The sequence below is a fragment of the Variovorax dokdonensis genome (assembly GCF_030316895.1).
Taxonomy (GTDB): domain Bacteria; phylum Pseudomonadota; class Gammaproteobacteria; order Burkholderiales; family Burkholderiaceae_C; genus Variovorax; species Variovorax dokdonensis.
In genome coordinates this window covers 848,330-866,760 of the sequence record NZ_JASZYV010000002.1, presented here as the reverse complement: position 1 = coordinate 866,760, position 18,431 = coordinate 848,330, and the positions used below count along the sequence as shown (strand labels likewise).

Annotated in this window: 18 protein-coding genes; 6 read left to right on the top strand and 12 right to left on the bottom strand. The window is 67.0% G+C overall.

The annotated features are described in order from the left end of the window. Positions 1 to 35 precede the first annotated feature (35 nt). The 3 genes from chvE to QTH91_RS12530 all read right to left on the bottom strand — a co-directional run bounded on the left by chvE (position 36) and on the right by QTH91_RS12530 (position 3,743). Complete coding sequence (chvE, locus tag QTH91_RS12540) at positions 36 to 1,100, bottom strand: multiple monosaccharide ABC transporter substrate-binding protein (protein ID WP_286660395.1); 1,065 nt, start codon at positions 1,098 to 1,100, stop codon at positions 36 to 38. A gap of 153 nt (positions 1,101 to 1,253) precedes the next feature. Next, positions 1,254 to 2,222, bottom strand: coding sequence for an ABC transporter substrate-binding protein (locus QTH91_RS12535; RefSeq protein WP_286660394.1), 969 nt, complete (start codon positions 2,220 to 2,222; stop codon positions 1,254 to 1,256). Positions 2,223 to 2,285: 63 nt separating this feature from the next. Further along, on the bottom strand, positions 2,286 to 3,743 hold the full coding sequence (locus QTH91_RS12530; RefSeq protein WP_286660393.1) for an aldehyde dehydrogenase family protein: 1,458 nt from the start codon (positions 3,741 to 3,743) through the stop codon (positions 2,286 to 2,288). Between the two features lie 102 nt (positions 3,744 to 3,845). Here QTH91_RS12530 and QTH91_RS12525 point away from each other — a divergent pair, with 102 nt between their 5' ends. The 6 genes from QTH91_RS12525 to QTH91_RS12500 all read left to right on the top strand — a co-directional run bounded on the left by QTH91_RS12525 (position 3,846) and on the right by QTH91_RS12500 (position 9,503). Then, a complete protein-coding gene (locus QTH91_RS12525) occupies positions 3,846 to 4,805 on the top strand; it encodes a LysR family transcriptional regulator (RefSeq protein WP_286660392.1) in 960 nt (319 codons plus the stop codon). Positions 4,806 to 4,880: 75 nt separating this feature from the next. Further along, complete coding sequence (locus QTH91_RS12520) at positions 4,881 to 5,855, top strand: SMP-30/gluconolactonase/LRE family protein (RefSeq protein WP_390367842.1); 975 nt, start codon at positions 4,881 to 4,883, stop codon at positions 5,853 to 5,855. Positions 5,856 to 5,914: 59 nt separating this feature from the next. Beyond that, a complete protein-coding gene (locus QTH91_RS12515) occupies positions 5,915 to 6,694 on the top strand; it encodes an SDR family NAD(P)-dependent oxidoreductase (protein WP_286660391.1) in 780 nt (259 codons plus the stop codon). After that, positions 6,685 to 7,806, top strand: a complete 1,122-nt coding sequence (locus QTH91_RS12510) for an aldose epimerase family protein (RefSeq protein ID WP_286660390.1) — start codon at positions 6,685 to 6,687, stop codon at positions 7,804 to 7,806. Before QTH91_RS12515 ends, QTH91_RS12510 begins: the two co-directional genes overlap by 10 nt. Before the next feature lie 13 nt (positions 7,807 to 7,819). Further along, entirely contained in the window at positions 7,820 to 8,746 is a 927-nt protein-coding gene (locus QTH91_RS12505; protein ID WP_286660389.1) for a dihydrodipicolinate synthase family protein, read from the top strand. 52 nt (positions 8,747 to 8,798) lie between these two features. Then, positions 8,799 to 9,503, top strand: a complete 705-nt coding sequence (locus QTH91_RS12500; RefSeq protein WP_286660388.1) for an alpha/beta fold hydrolase — start codon at positions 8,799 to 8,801, stop codon at positions 9,501 to 9,503. Positions 9,504 to 9,525: 22 nt separating this feature from the next. Here the strand turns inward: QTH91_RS12500 and pcp are convergent, their stop codons facing one another. The 9 genes from pcp to coaD form a co-directional block, all read right to left on the bottom strand. Continuing rightward, the gene (gene pcp / locus QTH91_RS12495; RefSeq protein WP_286660387.1) at positions 9,526 to 10,221 is read right to left on the bottom strand and encodes a pyroglutamyl-peptidase I; all 696 of its coding nucleotides are present in this window, start codon (positions 10,219 to 10,221) and stop codon (positions 9,526 to 9,528) included. A 67-nt stretch (positions 10,222 to 10,288) separates the two neighbouring features. After that, entirely contained in the window at positions 10,289 to 11,032 is a 744-nt protein-coding gene (locus QTH91_RS12490; RefSeq protein WP_286660386.1) for a 4'-phosphopantetheinyl transferase family protein, read from the bottom strand. A 17-nt stretch (positions 11,033 to 11,049) separates the two neighbouring features. Next, entirely contained in the window at positions 11,050 to 12,105 is a 1,056-nt protein-coding gene (locus QTH91_RS12485; protein ID WP_286660385.1) for an acyl-CoA dehydrogenase family protein, read from the bottom strand. 9 nt (positions 12,106 to 12,114) lie between these two features. Beyond that, a complete protein-coding gene (locus QTH91_RS12480) occupies positions 12,115 to 13,185 on the bottom strand; it encodes an aminotransferase class I/II-fold pyridoxal phosphate-dependent enzyme (RefSeq protein ID WP_286660664.1) in 1,071 nt (356 codons plus the stop codon). Next, positions 13,083 to 14,519: a hypothetical protein gene (locus tag QTH91_RS12475; RefSeq protein ID WP_286660384.1), complete on the bottom strand. Its 1,437-nt coding sequence runs from the start codon at positions 14,517 to 14,519 to the stop codon at positions 13,083 to 13,085. Before QTH91_RS12475 ends, QTH91_RS12480 begins: the two co-directional genes overlap by 103 nt. 921 nt (positions 14,520 to 15,440) lie before the next feature. Then, a complete protein-coding gene (pxpA, locus tag QTH91_RS12470; RefSeq protein WP_286660383.1) occupies positions 15,441 to 16,178 on the bottom strand; it encodes a 5-oxoprolinase subunit PxpA in 738 nt (245 codons plus the stop codon). Continuing rightward, positions 16,168 to 17,184 carry a 5-oxoprolinase subunit C family protein gene (locus tag QTH91_RS12465; protein WP_286660382.1) on the bottom strand — a complete coding sequence of 339 codons (1,017 nt, stop codon included), beginning with the start codon at positions 17,182 to 17,184 and terminating at the stop codon, positions 16,168 to 16,170. The genes pxpA and QTH91_RS12465 overlap by 11 nt, the downstream gene beginning before the upstream one ends. Continuing rightward, complete coding sequence (gene pxpB, locus QTH91_RS12460) at positions 17,181 to 17,846, bottom strand: 5-oxoprolinase subunit PxpB (protein WP_286660381.1); 666 nt, start codon at positions 17,844 to 17,846, stop codon at positions 17,181 to 17,183. The genes QTH91_RS12465 and pxpB overlap by 4 nt, the downstream gene beginning before the upstream one ends. A 61-nt stretch (positions 17,847 to 17,907) precedes the next feature. Beyond that, a complete protein-coding gene (gene coaD, locus QTH91_RS12455) occupies positions 17,908 to 18,408 on the bottom strand; it encodes a pantetheine-phosphate adenylyltransferase (protein WP_286660380.1) in 501 nt (166 codons plus the stop codon). Positions 18,409 to 18,431: the final 23 nt, after the last annotated feature.

The following is an 18,431-nucleotide window of genomic DNA, read 5'->3' as shown; positions in this document are numbered from 1 at the left end:
TTGTCGTCCTTCCTGCAAGGGCCGCGCCTTCCGGCTCAGCGGATCTGGCTTTCCTTGTAGTAGCCGCTGTCGACCAGCACCTGCTTCCAGTTGCCGGCATCCACCGTCACCGGCTTGAGCAGGTACGAAGGCACGACCTTCACGCCGTTGTTGTAGGTCTTGGTGTCGTTCACCTCCGGCGCCTTGCCGGCCATCATGGCGTCCACCATCGCCACCGTCACCTTGGCCAGTTCGCGGGTGTCCTTGAAGACGGTTGAGGTCTGCTCCTTCTTCAGGATGGACTTGATCGAAGGCACCTCGGCGTCCTGGCCCGTCACCACCGGCATCGGCGACTGCGCCGAGCCATAGCCCACGCCCTTGAGCGACGAGATGATGCCGATCGACAGGCCGTCGTAGGGCGAGAGCACCGCATCGACGTGGGCATTGCTGTAGAAGGCCGACAGCAGGTTGTCCATGCGCGCCTGCGCCACCGCGCCGTCCCAGCGCAGGGTGGAGACCTTGTCCATGCCCAGCTGCTTGCTGCGCACCACCAGCTTGCCCTTGTCGATGTAGGGCTGCAGCACCGACATCGCGCCGTTGTAGAAGAAGAATGCGTTGTTGTCGTCCGGCGAGCCGCCGAACAGCTCGATGTTGAACGGCCCCTTGCCATCCTTGAGGCCCAGGGCCTTCTCGATGTACTGCGCCTGCAGCATGCCCACCTGGAAGTTGTCGAAGGTCGCGTAGTAGTCGACGTTCTTGCTGCCGCGGATCAGGCGGTCGTAGGCGATCACCTTCACGCCGCGATCCGCTGCCTTCTGCAGCACGTCGGAAAGCGTGGTGCCGTCGATCGCCGCGATGACCAGCACCTTCGGCCCCTTGGTCACCATGTTCTCGATCTGCGCCAGCTGGTTGGGAATGTCGTCCTCGGCGTACTGCAGGTCGGTCTTGTAGCCCTTCTCCTGGAAGAACTTGACCATGTTGTTGCCGTCGGCGATCCAGCGCGCAGAGGACTTGGTGGGCATCGAGATCGCGACCAGGCCCTTGTCCTGCGCATGCACTTGCGTCAAGCCGACCGCAAGCGCCGCGCCCACCAGCAATGTCTTCAGGAATGCTCTTTTCATGTTGTCTTTTCTTTCATGTGACGCCACGCCGAACCGTCGTGGCAAGCGGTGCGAATTCCCTTTGGCGAACACCCGGGAAGCCGGCTTGGCCGGGCCCGAGGATGTGGCCCCTTGAAGGGGCAGCCGGGCCTGCGAGGCAGGCCGGCCTGGGGGTCAGTACTTTCTGGACGGGAACTCGGCCTTGGCGGTCTCCATCGGGAAGATGCCCTCCTTGGTGATGATCCGCTTGGGCACCGGCTTGCCGGCGACGATGTCCTTCACCGCACTCATCAGTTGCGGCCCGAGCAGCGGGCTGCATTCGACCGACACGTTGAGCTTGCCGGCCATCATGGCCTCGAAGGCGCCCTTCACCGCGTCGATCGAGATGATGGTGATGTCCTTGGCCGGCTTCATGCCCGCTTCCTCGATCGCCTGGATGGCGCCGATGGCCATGTCGTCGTTGTGCGCGAACAGCACATTGATGTTCTTGCCCTCGGCCTTCAGGAAGGCTTCCATCACCTCCTTGCCCTTGGCGCGGGTGAAGTCGCCGGTCTGCGAGCGGATGATCTTGAACTTGGGATCGGCCTTGATGATTTCCTCGAAGCCCTTCTTGCGGTCGATGGCCGGCGCCGAGCCCACCGTGCCCTGCAGTTCGACGATGTTGACGGGGCCCTTGTTGCCCTTCTGGTTCTCGACCAGCCAGCGTCCGGCCTTGCGGCCTTCTTCCACGAAGTCCGAGCCCATGAAGGTCACATAGAGGCTGTCGTCCTTGACCTTCACCGAGCGGTCGGTCAGCACGACGGGGATCTTGGCCGCCTTGGCCTCGCGCAGCACGTTCTCGAAGCCGGTCTCCACCACCGGCGAGAAGGCGATCACGTCCACCTTCTGCGCGATGTACGAGCGGATGGCCTTGATCTGGTTCTCCTGCTTCTGCTGCGCGTCGGAGAACTTGAGGTCGATGCCCGCCTCCTGCGCGGCCGACTTGATGGATTCGGTGTTGGCGGTGCGCCACTCGCTCTCGGCGCCGACCTGGGCGAAGCCCAGCACGATCTTCTTTTGCGCAAAGGCCGACGTCATCGGCAATGCGCCTGCCACGCAAGCGGCCGCCGCAGCGGCGGAGAAGGTACGACGGTTCATGCTCATGGATGTCTCCTTGGTAGGTCTTGGTTGAGCGTCGAGGGAAACGGATGGATGGGATGAAAGTGCCTAGGCCTGCAGATAGCTCGTCTTGAGGGTGGTGAAGAACTCGGCCGCCTGCCGCCCCTGGGCGCGTGCGCCATCGCCGGACGCCTTTCGCGCGCCGTAGGGCACGTGGTAGTCCTCGGCCACGGTCGGCAGGTTGACCAGCGTCATGCCCACGCGCGCATGCCTGCGAAAGTGGGTCGCATGCGCCAGCGAGCGCGTGCAGATGCCGGCGCACAGGCCGTAGGCCGAATCGTTGGCGAGCGCCAGCGCGTGGTCGTAGTCCAGCGCCTCCAGCACGCAGGCCACCGGGCCGAACAATGCATCGCGCGCGACCTTCTGGCCCGGCAGTGCCAGCAGCAGGGCCGGGCTCATGTAGTGACCACGGCTCGGACGTTCGATCGCCTCGCCGCCATGGACCAGTTCAGCGCCCTCCTCGCACGCGATGCGCACCGCCTCGAGATTGCGCACGAGTTGTTCGGCGTCCACCACCGGCCCCATGACCACGCCTTTTTCCAAAGCGTGACCCACGCGCATGGCGGCAAGCCGCTGGCGCAGACGCGCGACGAAGGCGGCATGCACCGGTGCTTCGACGATCAGTCGGCTCGATGCGGTGCAACGCTGTCCGCTGCAGGAATAGGCCCCCTGCACGGCACATTCCACCGCTCGCTCGAGATCGGCATCGGCCATGACGACGAGCGCGTTGCGCGCGCCCATCTCCAGGTGCACGCGGGCGCGCCGCTTGGCCGCCGCCTGCACGATGCGGGCGCCCACCGACTCGGGGCCGGTGAAGCTGATGGCGTCCACCAGGCCGCCATCGACCAGGGCCGCACCCAATTCCCGGCCGCTGCCCATCAGGAGGTTGAACGCGCCCGCCGGCAGCGCTGCGCGGCTGATGATCTCGGCCAACGCCCAGCCGCAGCCCGGCACGCGCTCCGAGGGCTTGAACACCACGCTGTTGCCGAAGGCCAATGCGGCGGCAATCTTGCGGGCAGGCACGGCCAGCGGCGAACTCCACGGCGTCATCAGCGCCACCACGCCCACGGGTTCGCGCGTCACGTCCACCTGCACCCCTGGTCGCACCGAGGCCAGCGTCTCGCCATGGGCGCGCAGCGCTTCTCCGGCGAAGTACTTGAACAGTTGCCCGGCGCGCTGCGCCTCGGCCACCGCATCGGCCAGCGGCTTGCCTTGCTCGCGCGCCAGCAGCAGCCCGAGTTCGTCCTGTCGCAACAGGATCTCGCTGCCGATGGCGTCCAGCGCGTCCGCGCGGCGCTGCGGCGTGCTGTGGCTCCAGGCGGGAAAAGCGTCGGCGGCTGCGCGCACCGCGCGTTCGGCCTGGCGGCGATCTGCACGGGCGTACTCGACGACCACCTCGGCGGTGTCGGACGGATTGCGCCGCACGCCGGTGGTCGCGCCCGTCTCCCACCGGCCATTGATGTACTGGCGGGCGTTGTGTTGCTGATGCAGGTCGCTTCGCTTCAAGGTGCCGCGCAGTGTAGGGATGCGACCGATAGCTTTCCAATAGAGATTTGGGCTCAATCGATACCCGAATCGAGATTCATGGAAACCCTGTAACTCCAAGGCATGACGCACTACACCCACTGGTTCATCCGAGCCCGGCTCAAGACGCGACAGCTCCTTCTGTTGGTCGCCCTGGCGGAGGAAGGCAACATCCACCGCGCCGCGCAGGTGCTCAACATGACGCAGCCGGCCGCCTCCAAGTTGCTCAAGGATCTGGAGGACGTGCTGGAGGTGCCCCTGTTCGAACGCCTGCCGCGCGGCATGCGGCCCACCTGGTACGGCGAGACCATGATCCGCCACGCCCGGGTGGCGCTGGCCAGCCTGAACCAGGCACACGACGAGTTGGCGGGCCTCAAGGCCGGCCGCTTCGGTCAGGTGGCGGTGGGGTGCATCACCGCGCCGGGGCTGGCGCTTCTTCCGACGGCTGTGGCGCAAGTGAAGCGCGAACATCCGAGCCTGCAGGTCGCCGTCGACATCGAGACCAGCCCGGTGCTGATGGAGCGGCTGGCTCAGGGCAAGCTGGACATCCTGGTCGCGCGCCTGTTTGCCGAGCACGACAAGTCGCAGTTGCGCTACGAGGCGCTGGTGGAAGAGCCGATCAGCGCCATCGTGCGCCCCGGCCATCCGCTGCTCGACCTTCAGGGCTTGACGCTGCGCGACCTGCTGTCGACCGGCTGGATCGTTCCGCCAAGCGGCAGCGTGCTGCGCCACCGCTTCGAGCTCATGTTCCAGGAAGAAGGACTGGCCCCGCCCATCAACCTGATCGAAAGCTCTGCGCTCCTGTTCATCACGCGCATGCTGCAAAGCAGCGACATGCTGGCGATCGTGGCCACCGACGTGGCTCGCTACTACGCGGCGCACAACATCGTCTCGATCCTGCCGGTGGCCATGGATTGCCACATGGACGCCTTCGGCCTCATCACCCGCACCGACCGGCTGCTCTCTCCGGCCGCGCAGGTCATGATGCGGGCGCTGAAGGCGGTCAGCCTGGATGTCTATGGGCGGCGCCTCGATCCTGTCTGAACGGACAGCCGAACTGACATTGCAATTTCAGCATGGCTTCATGCCGCAATTGACTCTTTCGTACATCTCGGCTCGTTGTTAGCATCGGTCGGCCAAAGCGCTGCTGCCCCGATTGCAGCCAAGAAGGAGACTCCCCTGCTGCCCGCTTCCCTCCCCGCGCCCCGCCTGCTGGATGCGCCCGCCTGCGTGTGGGACGCACAGGCCGAACTCGGCGAGGGCACGCTCTGGTCCACGCGCGAGTCCGCGCTGTACTGGGTCGACATCCTAGGCCGGCGTCTGCATCGATGGCGCCCGGAGGACGGCCAGCGGCGCAGCTGGACCTTCGACGAGCAGATCAGCGCCGTGGCCGAACGCGCCAACGGCCAAGGGCTGCTCGTCACCCTGCGTCGCGGCTTCGCGGTGTTCGACCCATGCAGCCCCGGCACGCCGCCGCGCTACCTGCACCAGCCCGACGAGCCCGCCGGGAACCGCTTCAACGACGGCAAGTGCGATCCGCAAGGCCGCTTCTGGGGTGGCACGATGGACGACGACTGTCAGGCGCCCGCCGGCACCCTGTACCGCTTCGATGCCGACGGCCGCTGCAGCCCGCAAGAAGCCGGCATCACCGTCAGCAACGGCCCGACCTGGTCCGCCGACGGACGCACTTTCTATTTCAGCGACACGGCGATCGGCCGTACCTATGCTTACGACTTCGACCCCGACAAAGGCAGCCTTTCGAACCGCCGCGAGTGGCTGCGACTGCCAAAATCGCAGGGCTTTCCGGACGGCATGACGACCGACGCCGCGGGCCGCATCTGGATCTGCCATTGGGCCGGTCATTGCGTGAGTTGCCACGACCCGATCAGCGCGCAGGAGCTGTGCCGCATCGAGTTGCCGGTGGCCAACGTCACCGACTGCGCCTTCGGCGGCCCTGACCTGTGCACGCTCTACATCAGCACCGCATGGAGCGGCCTGGACGAGGCGCAGCGCGCGCGGCAGCCGCTTGCCGGCGGCCTTTTCGCGGTCACGCTCGACAGTCCAGGCGTCGCGTCGCCGCAGTTCGAAGGCTAGAAGCGCGGCGTTGCACCCTGCTCCGGCGCGCGCGCATTGTTCACGTACCACCCAATCTCATGACGACACCCAATCCCAACGCCCGTTATCCCAGTCTGGTCGACCGCAGCGTCTTCATCACCGGCGGCGCCAGCGGCATCGGCGCCACGCTGGTCGAGCGCTTCGTCGAGCAAGGCGCCCGCGTGGGCTTCATCGACATCGACGAAGCCGCCGGGCAAGCGCTGGCCGCGCAGCTGACCAGCGCCGGCGCCCGGAACGCGCCGCTCTTTGTGAAGGCGGACGTGACCGACATCGACGCCCTGTTCGCCGCCATCGACCGCGTGCGCGCCGCAAACGGCCCGATCACCGCGCTGCTCAACAACGCGGCGAACGACATGCGCCACAGCATCGAAGAAACCACGCCGCAGTCCTGGGACAAGGGCGTGGCCGTGAACCTGCGCCACCAGTTCTTCTGCGCGCAGAAGGTCGCGCCCGACATGCGCGAAGCCGGCGGCGGTTCGATCATCAACTTCGGCTCGGTGAGCTGGATGCTCAAGCAAGGCGGCATGCCCGTCTACACGACGTCCAAGTCCGCGGTGCAGGGCCTCACGCGCAGCCTGGCGCGCGACCTCGGCCACGCCAACATCCGCGTCAACACGCTGGTGCCCGGCTGGGTGATGACCGAAAAGCAGATCCGGATGTGGGTCAAGGAAGACTCCTACGAAGAGATCGCGCGCGGCCAGTGCATCAACAAGAAGCTGATGCCCGAGCACATCGCCGCGATGGCCCTGTTCCTGGCGGCGGACGACAGCGCGATGTGCACCGCACAGGACTTCGTCGTGGACGGCGGGTGGACCTGAAGCACGACGCGGACGCCGGCGCGGCGCGCGTCGAACGCCGCCCCTACGGCCGGCTCGCCGACGGCCGCGAGGTGCACGAATACACGCTGGCTGCGGGCGGACTGACGCTCTGCGCCATCGAGTTCGGCGGCATCGTGACGGCGCTGCGTGTGCCGGACCGGCGCGGCCGCATGGACAACATCGTGCTGGGCCTGCCCACGCTGCATGACTATGAAAGCCGCAACCCGCACCTGGGCACGATCGTCGGACGCTATGCGAACCGCATCGCCGGCGGGCGCTTCATGCTAGACGCGCACACCGCCGAATTGAACCGGAACGAAGGCGCCAACACGCTGCACGGAGGCACCCGCGGATTCGGCCAGCGCTGGTGGGACATCGAAGCAAACCCGCCCGCCGGCGACGGCAGCGTGTCGATCACCCTGCGCCGGACCAGCAACGATGGCGAGGAAGGTTTTCCGGGCACGATGGCTGTCGAGGTGGTCTACACCCTGGGCCCCGGGCCGCAATGGCGCATCGACTACCGGGCCACCTGCGATCGGCCCACGGTGGTCAACCTCAGCCACCACGACTACTTCAACCTGCGCGGCCATGGCGACGCGATGGATCACCGCCTGTGGCTGCCCGCGAGCCGCTATTGCCCGGTCGACGAAGGCCTGATTCCGCTGGGCATCGCGCCCGTCGCGGGAACGCCATTCGACTTTCGCGACACGACCCGCATCGGCGAGCGCATCCGACAGCCGCACGAGCAACTCCTGCGCGCACGCGGCTACGACCACAACTGGGTGCTGGACGCCGATCGGCCGGCGCAAGCCGACGGCCTGCGTCTGTCGGCACGGCTGGAAGACCCGCACTCCGGACGCACGATGGACGTGCTGAGCACCGAGCCCGGCGTGCAGTTCTATTCCGGCAACTTCCTCGACGGCTCGCTGACCGGCAGCGCCGGGCAGACGCTGCGCCAAGGCGATGGCCTGTGCCTGGAGACGCAGCACTTTCCCGACTCGCCCAACCGCCCGGCGAGCGAGTTTCCGAGCACCCGGCTCGAACCCGGCCAGACCTTCCGCAGCCGCACCGTGCACCGCTTCGGCTGCCTGCCCGAATCGACATCCAACTGAGGAGACCGACCGCATGACCCAACGCCAGCGCCGCTACCAGGGCGTGTTCCCCGTGGTGCCCACCATCTTTGCCGAGAACGGCGAACTGGACATGCCCGGCCAGAAACGCTGCATCGACTTCATGATCGACGCCGGCTCCGACGGCCTGTGCGTCCTGGCCAACTTCTCGGAGCAGTTCGCGCTGTCGGACGGCGAGCGCGAGCGGCTGACCTCCGAGTTGCTCGCCCACGTGGCCGGCCGAGTGCCGGTCATCGTCACCACCACCCACTTCAGCACCGCGGTGTGCGCCGAACGCAGCCGCAGCGCGCAGGCCGAGGGTGCCGCCATGGTCATGGTGATGCCGCCCTACCACGGCGCCACCATCCGCGTCTCGGAGGCGCAGGTCCACGCCTTCTACGCGGGCGTGTCGGCCGCCATCGACATCCCCATCATGATCCAGGACGCCCCGGTCGCCGGCACGCCGCTGTCGGCCGAGTTCCTGGCGCGCATGGCGCGAGAGATCGAACAGGTGTCGTACTTCAAGATCGAGACCGCCGGCGCCGCCAGCAAGCTGCGCGAGTTGATCCGGCTGGGCGGCGACGCGATCGAAGGCCCGTGGGACGGCGAGGAAGGCATCACGCTCATGCCCGACCTGGAAGCCGGCGCCACCGGCGCCATGACCGGCGGCGGCTACCCCGACGGCATGCGGCGGATCGTCGATGCCTGGCGCCAGGGCCGGCAGGACGAGGCCGCCGAGCTCTACCAGCAGTGGCTGCCGCTCATCAACTACGAGAACCGGCAGACCGGCCTGCTGGCGGCCAAGGCGCTGATGAAGGCGGGCGGCATCATCGACTGCGAGGCGCCTCGGCACCCCTTCCCGCCCATGAATCCGGCCGTGCGCGAAGGCCTGCTGCGCACCGCGCGCCGGCTCGATCCGATGGTGCTGCGCTGGGGGCGCTGAAGCCCTGAGGGCCATGGGCCGGACCGGGGCCCTGTCGCACAATGGCGGCCACATGCCCCAAGTGATCCTTCTTCCCGGCCTGGCCTGCGACGCGCGCCTGTGGCAGTCGCAGATGAGCGTCGTTCCCGATCGGCTTTCGCCCGTGGCGAGCGATGCCCATATGCGCCACGAGCGCATCGAGGACATGGCCGCCGCCGTCCTGCGTGAGCATGCGGGCCCGCTCGTGCTCGTGGGTGCGTCGATGGGCGGCATGGTGGCCATGGAAGCGGCCAGGCAGGAGCCGTCGCGCATCGCCGGACTGGCGCTGCTGGGCACCAACGCCCAGCCGGAGAGCGCCGAGACTTATGCCCTGCGCGAGTCGGCCATCGAGCTGTTCGCCGCCGGCGAAGTGCGCGAAGTGCTGGAGCCGAACCTGGTCTTCGCCTTCCACCCCAAGCGCGCGGACGACCCCGCCCTGGTGCAGCGCTACATGGCCATGATGCTCGATGCCGGCGCCGGGCAGTTGATCCGCCAGAACCGGGCGCTGATGCAGCGCCCCGATGCGCGGCCGCATCTGCGGTCCGTTCTATGCCCGACGCTCGTGATGTGCGGCGAGCAAGACCTGCTCACGCCCCCAGCCTGCTCGCGCGAGATTGCCGCCCTCATCCCCGGCTCGGCGATGCGCTGGGTGCCCGAATGCGGGCACATGCTGACGATGGAAAAACCCCGCTTCGTCAATGCGGTGCTGGGGGAGTGGCTGCAGCAGTTCGCGTCTTGATGCGGCGGCCCCGCGCGGGCTGCTAGTGCAGCGCGCCGCCGGTTTCTCGCAAGTCCGTCTGGACCGTCAGCGAAGTGCGCACCGAGATCCGCAGTCCTTCGACCAGCGTATCGAGCGCGAGGCTGGGCAAGGCGCCGGGCAATCGCGCGGCCTGCTCGGGCAACAGCGGCACATGGATGAACCCGCCGCGCATGCCGGGCCTGGATGGCCGCGTCGCCATGCGATGCATCAGGCCGAAGAAGAGGTGGTTGCACACGAAGGTGCCCGCACTGTTCGAGACGGACGCCGGTATGCCCGCCGCGCGCAGCGCATTCACCACGGCCTTGATCGGCAGGCTCGAGAAATAGCCGGCCGGTGCGCCGGGAACGACCGGCTGGTCGATCGGCTGGCAGCCGGCGTTGTCGCAGATGCGCCCATCGTCCACGTTGATGGCCACGCGTTCGGGCGTGATTTCGCTGCGCCCGCCGGCAAGGCCCAGGCAGAGCACCAGGTCCGGCTGGAGTTCGTCGATGGCCGCATCCAGCGCCGTCAGCGCGGCGCCGAAGACGCACGGCATCCGCCGCGCATGGACCACGGCAGCGCCCTTTCCTTCGCCAAGATCGCACTGCCAGCCATCGAGCCGGCGCGCGGCCTCCCAGGACGGGTTGATGCGATCGGCGTCGAAGGGTTCGAAGCCGGTGACGAGGACTTGCAGCACGGGTTGGGAATTCGGGGCCATCGACTCGGTCCTGGTGTGGGCGCGGGATGGATCGGTGGGTCGATCCGCTCCGGCCTCAGGTGAGTCGCTAGCTTACAGCGAGCGCTTCGGCCGTGATCTGGTGCCAACGCGACTGCGCGAAGGGCAGCAGGGTGCACACCGCCGCCCAGTAGTCGGGCAGAGCCCGAAGGCTGCAATGCCAGTTGGCGGGCACAGCCGCGGGCGCTTCGGCAGCCTCCACGGCAACGGTGCGCACGTGCCGAAAGCCGGTGCGCTGGAACGTGAAGCCGCCCAGCCCGCCCGGAAGACCCGCGCCCTGCATCTTCAGGCAAGCCTCCTTCAAAGCCCACAGTGCGCCGAAGCGCTGGCTGATCCTGGGCCCGCCGCTTTCGATCCATTGCGCCTCGGCCGGCGCGAAGAAGCGCCGGGCCAGGGCCGGCGCATCGATGTCGGGCGCACGCCGTTCGATGTCGATGCCGACCTCGCATTCCGCCAGCGCCAGGGCCACGCGTTCCCCGCTGTGGCTGATGTTGAAGTGCACGGAGATCGCCGCACCATCGAGCAGGGCGTAAGGCTTTCCGGATGGCGCCGAAGCGAAGCTGACGCGCCGTGGCGCCACGCCGAGCCGATGGGCCAGACGCGTGCGGGCCAGGACCCGGCCCATGAGATGCTGACGGCGAATGAGCGGATGGCGCAGCCCGCGTGCGCCATCCCACTCGCTCGCGCTCAGCCAGCCCGCCATCAGCCACGAAAGTTCGTCCGGTGGTCTGTCGCCCTCATCGGCGCGCTGTGCGATGTCGACGATCCAGACTTCTGTGTGTGCATTTGGCATGTTCGTCTGCCCTTGTCCTAGTTCGCAACCTGGGCTGCCCCGGCGCCTGCAGTCCGCGTGACCTGCGCCGCATGCAAGGCCAGCGGCACACCGGCCCTGCGCAAACGGTCCCGTGCACACTGGCGCATGGCGCATGCATCGAGCGGACGCCCGGCGTTCGCGGGCCATGTGGCTCGCAACATCTGCTCCGCGCATTCCAGCCAACCGAGCACAGCGGCGAACTCCGAGGGCGCCATGTAGCCGCTGCCGCCACAGATCTGCTGGGCGTCGACACGAAGCGCATCGGCCAGTTCCAGCAAGGCGGCGCCAGGCTCGCAGGTCTCGTCCGCGAAAGCGGCATCGGCCAGTTCTTCTGCCGTCAACAGTTGGAGATGCAGCCGCAGCAGGCGCAGCTGGACCGTGGGGAAGTCGATCAATCGGCGGCCGAACATCGGACGGTTGGCCGCATGCGCCCGCGTGACATCCAGAAGCCGCCACAGCAGCCCGCTGACCAGCGCGAGTGCGTTGTGGTGGCGCCAGCGCCTGATCTGCTGCCCGACGGGCGCACACGATTCGGCCCCGTGCATCGGGAAGATCGAAAGCCAGGCACCGCACGCCTGCAGCGAAGCGTCTTGCGCCAAGGCCGAATCGATGACGTGCACGTCGTCGCCGATCAAGAAGCGCCAACGCGAATGGCGCTCCGGTGGCTCGGGCGACCAGAGCTGGAGCCAGCCGTCGGTCATGCTGGCATGCAGTGCCCAGCCCTGCCCATCCATGTCGCCGATGCCGCTTCGCACGCGCGTGCCCAGCGCGGCCAGCGTGACCGCGAGGTCTGGCCGGCGACTGGCCATGCCCCGCAAGAGGATGAACCAATCCGCCGGGTTCAACGTGTTCCAGGGCGCCGCGTCCGGGTCGTCGCCGACCAGGCCAAGGCTGCGAAGCTGAGCCTCGGCCGTCCTGCAGCCTCGGTGCGAGTCGTGGTCGCCATCTGGGGACGCCACGTCCGCCGATGGCACCGGCAAGGCCTCGATCTGCGCCAGGAAAGGCGCCAGATCGCCGGCCTCGAACCAAGGCGCACTGCCGCGGGCAAGCATGTGCGGGCCTCAGGCGTGTGTTTGTGGCGCGTCGTGGCCCGCGTCATGGCGCGACAGCCGCAGGCCGAGCTCTTCGGCCGTCTCGCGCACGATGCCGACCGCGGTGTCGATGTCGGCCTGCGTGTGACGAGCCATGAGCGAGAAGCGCAGGCGCTCCGCCCCCGGCGACACCATGGGGTACTCCATGACGTTGACGAACAGGCCACGTTCGTCGAGCCTGCGGTTGAAGCGCCCTGCCATGCCGTCCGGAAGATAGACGGGCACGATGCCCGTTTCCGACGGGCCGACCTGGAAGCCCGAGCGGGTCAGTGCGTCGGCCAGGGCTGCGCGGTTGTCATGCAATTGCCTGCGCAGCGAGGGTTCGTTGGCCAGCACGTCGAGGCCGTAGTCGATGTACGCAAGGCGCTCGACAGTGGGCAGCGCCTCTGCGCGGTAGAGCGCATCGAGCTCGTCCAGCCATTGCATCAGCGTGACGCCGTCGGCGATGGCGTGATGCACGCACAGCGCCAGGGCGCAAGACTCGGTGTCGCGCCGCGTGACCAGCGCGATGCGCCACAAGGGGCCGGTCTCCGGCTCGAAGGCTTCGCACTGGAGCGCCTCGATGGCGCGCGCCGCCTCGGTCTCGTCTTCCACGTGGAGATGACGAAGCGCTGGTGCATCCGCGTCGTAGCGCACGCGCAGGCCTTCCGGCGTTGCCATGAACCGGCTGCGCAGTTCGGGATGACAATCCACCAGCCGGTCAGCCGCCAGACTCAGGCGCGCAGGATCGATGGGACCGGCCAGCGCCAGGCTCAGCGGGATGTTGTTCATGGCCGAGCCGGCGTGCTGGCGCTGAAGGAACACCATCCGCGCCTGCGCTTCGGAGGCAGGCCCTTCAACGCGCGATTCGCCGCGCGTCGGCACCGCCTCCGCGGCAGGCGCTGCCTGGTCGATGCAAGCCGCCATCTCGGCCAGAACCGGCGTCTGCATGATCGTGGTCAACGCGATGCGGCAGCCGAAGCGCTCGCGGATGCGATTGGCCAACTGTGCGGCGGTGAGCGAGCTGCCGCCAAGCAGGAAGAAGTGCGCGTCGCGCCCGATCTGGCCCGCGCCCAGCAACCCGCTCCACAGCAAGGCCAGCGCCTGTTCGGTGGCGCTTTCCGGTCGCGCATGGCCGGCGTCGGCGACCTCGTCCTCCCATTCGGGCGGCGGCAACTGCTGGCGGTCGACCTTGCGGTTCGCCGCCCATGATCAAAAGCCGCAGGCTGCCTAGCGCGCGGGCACAGGCCTCGGGCGTTTCGTTGATGACGGCCAGATAGGCAGGCGTCAGCGTGGCCACCCAGGGGCTCCTGCCGCCTTGAAGCTTCGTTCATCGCGCGCTGCAGGCCATCGACGCTGGCGCCCTGCCAACGGCCGGCCCATTCACTTGGCGTGAGTCCGCCGCCGTTGTAGTCGTATTCGAGAGTCAGCGTCTGGCGCGTCTCGGTGGTGTAGCTCAGCGCGAGGGCAGCCTGGCCATAGCGCTCGGTCGATGGCGATGCGCTCTGCGCAAGATCGGCGAAGCGGCTGCGCCGCGTGCTCGCCATTTCAAGGCTGGCGACCCAGGCCTGCCCGAGGTTCTTGCTGACATTCAAGCCGAAGGTGCTGTTGCCGTCCTGCTGCTGATGGGCAAGCACATTGGCGTAGATGCCTTCCAGACCGGGCGGCGTGTACATCACATAGGCCTGCGACTGCCCGCCGTTGACGGCGCCCCATTGGGGGTCGTACCAATGCGGCGTCGACGACGTATCCAGGTGCGGCACCAGCATCGCCGACAACGAACCGCCGCCCAGAGCCGTCTGCGCGCGCAGCCCCACCACGCCCAGGCGGCTTTCCTTGAGGCGGGTCGGGTTCTCGGTGCGCCGTGCGGTCAGGGCTCCGGTGCGAAAGACATCGGAAGGGTTGAAATTGGGCGAAACGCCATCTCGAACGTTGATCCGGCCGACATTCAGACCCAACGCGCCGACTTGCCTGCTGGCATAGAGCTCGCGCAGCGTGAGGCTGCGGCTCTGATGGCGACGACCCTCGGTGGAAACACCATCCACGTCGACACGCCCGCCAAGCTGCAAGTTCCAACCGGCGCCGAGCGTCTCCGTCGCCTGCACGTCCAGACCGAGGTTGCCCCGGTATTCGTGAGACGCAGGCGCGTCGTGGCTGAGGCGATAGGCGCTGCTCTCGACGAACCAGCGCTGGCGCCTCGGCGACTCGGTCGATGGCACCGGCGCGGCGGCGACGCGGTCGGACCCATCGCCATCCACCTTGTCCAGCCATTCGGGCAATTCGTCGGCCAGAACGACGGAACCGCCCGGCCCGATGAGAAGCACGCCCGCAACGGCCAGCGCAAGCCGGGCGCCAAATCCGGCGCCACGGCGACGCCACGGCACCTGTAAGTTCAAGCGGCGAAGGGGTGCTTGACCAAGCGATGCCGAGAAGCTCGCCAAAAGCCAGCGCACATTCATTTCTTGATCGCCGGGAATAAAAAACAGATTTGCCCATTCCATTCAGAATGAACAAAGATGCCATCCGACATCCCGGAATATCCAGGCGCGCAATTTTCAGTAATTGGCCATGAAGGCACCTGGAGCGCGAATACCGAATTGTCCCTTCTCCGGTAATAATTTTCACGTCCTATATATGAATAGGAGAAAGGCGTGACTGGGCGTCCTCGTTTGCGAGAAAGCCGACGTTGCCAGTGACACGGGGCGCCTCTCACGCCTGTACACCATCGCTTGGCTGGCGCGACGCCTATAAAAAACTGTATCTCCCAATCCCATTGGCGGACACATTCTTTTAGGCAACGCTCATTCCCACTCACCAAGGGAAATGTCAATTCCCTTGAAACTCCCGCAGCAACACAATGCACGTGTCACCTCTCCCTTTTTCTGATGGGAGGCAATTTATCACGGAATTCAGAAGGCCGTCAAAAGATCGACCCTATCAAGTGGATTTAGTTGCCAAACGAAACCAATCAACAATGCAAATTAAAACCAATGACTTACTATTCGTAGATCTTTTGCAAATACAAAAGTTTTTGAATTTAAATTTTTGACTGTTAATCTCAATTCAAATTAAAGGCAAATATTTGCGTAAAGACGACGTACTTGCTCATGGCTCAGGTGAGTGACGGAATCCGGAAACGCCGCCCGCCCAGGCAGGCCGGGTTGCAGGCGATCCGTCCAAGGCCAGCCTTGGATCAGAAAGCCATGGCGCGCAGGGGGAAGCTGCCCGCGTGCGAACTGCACCGGGAACCGCGGTCGACTGACCTGGGTGGGACTGAAAGCTGGGCGGGAGGCGGCGACGAAGCAGCCGCAGACCCATCAGCGCGGTCGGATGGCGATGCCCTCGTTCGTCAGCCGCTCGCGGATGCGCCTTGCGAAAGCCAGCGCATGGGCGCCGTCGCCATGCAGGCAAACACTTTGGGCATTGACGCTGACTTGGGTGCCGTCGATCGCACGTACAGAATGATCGCGGACCAGCGACATCGTCTGCGCCAGCGATTGCTCTTCGTCGTCGATCAACGCGCCCGGCTGGCTGCGGGGCACCAGACTGCCGTCGGGCATGTAGCCGCGATCGGCGAACACTTCTTCCACGGGTGTCAGGCCGGCGCGGCGCGCTGCCTCGATCATGCCGCTTCCCGCCAGTCCGAAGAACTTCAGGCCGGGATCGAAGCGGCGCACGGCCTCGACGATGGCCTGCGCCAGTTGGGGCTCCTTCACCGCCTGGTTGTAGAGCTGACCATGCGGCTTGACGTGCGAGAGCACCCCGCCCTCGGCCTTGACGATCGCGGCCAGCGCGCCGATCTGGTAGAGCACGTTGGCCGTGATCTCTTCCGGCGGCAGGTGCATGGTGCTGCGGCCGAAGTTCTCGCGGTCCGGAAAACTCGGATGCGCGCCGATGGCCACACCGTGGTCGAGCGCCCAGCGCACGCATTGCTGCATCGTCTTCGCGTCGCCCGCGTGCCAGCCGCAGGCGATGTTGGCCGAGCTGACCAATGCCAGCAGTTCTTCGTCGCTGCCTGCGCCCTCGCCGAGGTCGGCGTTCAGATCAATTTCCATCTTGCGGATCTCCTGGAGTGCTGCCTGGCCAGCCCAGCAAGGCCAGCCCCGTCGCCACCGATGAAAGATAGCGCTGTTGCGCATCCCATGCCGCCAGTGCGGCCGCGGCGTCGACCGGCTGAAGTCGCAGCAGCCCGCCCAGAGGCGCCTGCGCCAACTTGCACAGATCGGCGCGGATCACGACCGCGATGCGCGGGTAGCCGCCGGTGGTTTGCGAGTCGCCCATGAGGATGATCGGCTGACCCGAGGGCGGCACCTGCACGGTACCGGGGATGACGCCCGCCGAAAGCATGTCGCCCACACCGCGCTTGCGCTTGAGCTCCGGCCCCGACAGACGGCTGCCCATCCGGTTGCTCTGCGGCGTGATGCGCCAGGGCGCAGCATGCAGATCCTTGAGAGATGCGAGCGTGAATTGCGCGGACTCCGGCCCGGCCATCACGCGCAGCACCGTGGCGTCGTCTTCGGCGGGTGCGTCTTCGGGCAGACGCACGCCGAAGGCGCGCCGCGCGCGCTGTGCGTCGGTCAGGCGCGACTCGCCGACCGGCAACCGATCGCCCTTGCGCAGGGCACGTCCTTCCAGGCCGCCGAAGCCGGCCTTGAGATCGGTGCTGCGCGAGCCCAGCATGGGCTCGACATCGATGCCGCCAGCCACTGCCAGCCAGGTGCGCAAGCCCGGTCGATCGCCACTCGCCTGTCCTTGCAGGCGCAGCACGTCGCCGGCTTCGACCGGCACGCTCCAACCGGCGCGCACATCTCTCGTCCCCAGGCGCGCACCAAACGCTTCGCCCGTCAAGGCGATGCGCGTCGGCGTGTGAAAGCGGATCTCGGCATTGCCCAGGGTGAGTTCCAGTCCGGCGGCGCCGTCCGGGTTGCCGACGAGCCGATTGGCCACCGTGAGCGAAAGCGTGTCTAGCGCGCCGCCGGGGCAGATGCCCAACTGCCGATGACCGTGGCGGCCAAGGTCTTGTACCGACGCCAGCGGTCCGGGCTTGACGATCTCGATCATGCGTTCACGCTTTCGGCGACGAAGCGGACCCGGTCGCCAGGACGCAGCAATGTCGCCGGGTCAGCCTTGGGGTCGAACAGTTCGAGCCGCGTGCGGCCGATGAGCTGCCATCCCCCCGGCGACTGCAGCGGATAGATGCCGGTTTGCTCGCCGCCGATGCCCACCGAGCGCGCCGGCACGGCCACGCGCGGCTCGCTGCGGCGCGGCGTGGCCAGTTCGGGCGGCAGACCGCCCATGAACGCGAACCCAGGCAGAAAGCCCAGGAAATACACAACGTACTCGGCCTGGCTGTGGCGGCGAACCACTTCTTGCGCAGTCAATCCGGTGTGGCGCGCCACGTCGTGCAGGTCGGGCCCGTCTTCACCGCCATAAGCGACAGGGATCTCCACTTGACGGCCGGCAGAGCCCGTCGGTTTGAGCTTGGGCCATGCCTCGGCCACCTGCGCTTCGAGCTGCTGCTGGTCGACGCGCCCCGGGTCGAAGCACAGGGTCAGGTTGTTCATGCCGGGCAGCAGTTCGACCACACCCGGCCATTGAGCAGCCTCGGCCGCCAGCGCCCACCATTTCTGCTGGTCGGCCAGCAAGGCAGGCGGGGGCAGTTCGCACAGCAGGGCGGCCTCGCCCAGCGCATGCATGCGGGGAAGGCGGTTCGCCGCGCTCATCGACAAAACCACGGGCTTTGCGCCGCGGCGCAAGCCCACGCGGAGGCCCGGCGACAGCGCGTCATTCGCGCCCGAGGCTGCGCACCTTGGCGGCCAGGCGGTCCTGTACGTCGGCCGAGACGAACTTGTCGGTCTCCCCGCCCAGCATGGCAATCTCGCGCACGAAGGTGCTGGATATGAACTGGTACTTGTCGCTCGGCGTGAGGAACACCGTCTCGACCTCGGGCATGAGCGAACGGTTCATGCCGGCCAGCTGGAACTCGTAGTCGAAATCGGTCACCGCGCGCAGCCCGCGCACCATGGCCTTGCCGCCACGGGCCACCACGAAGTCCCGCAGAAGGCCGGAAAAGCTTTCGACGGTCACGCGGTCGCCGAATGGCGCCGCCACGGTGCGCGCCATGTCGATGCGCTCCTGCAGCGAGAACAGCGTCTTCTTGTGGTGGCCGGCGGCGACCGCCACGATCACCCTGGAAAACAGTTGAGTGGCACGTCGAACCACGTCTTCATGGCCCAACGTCATGGGGTCGAAGGTGCCGGGGTAGACCGCAATCACTTCGGACATCGTGTTCCTCCTCAATGCGGGGT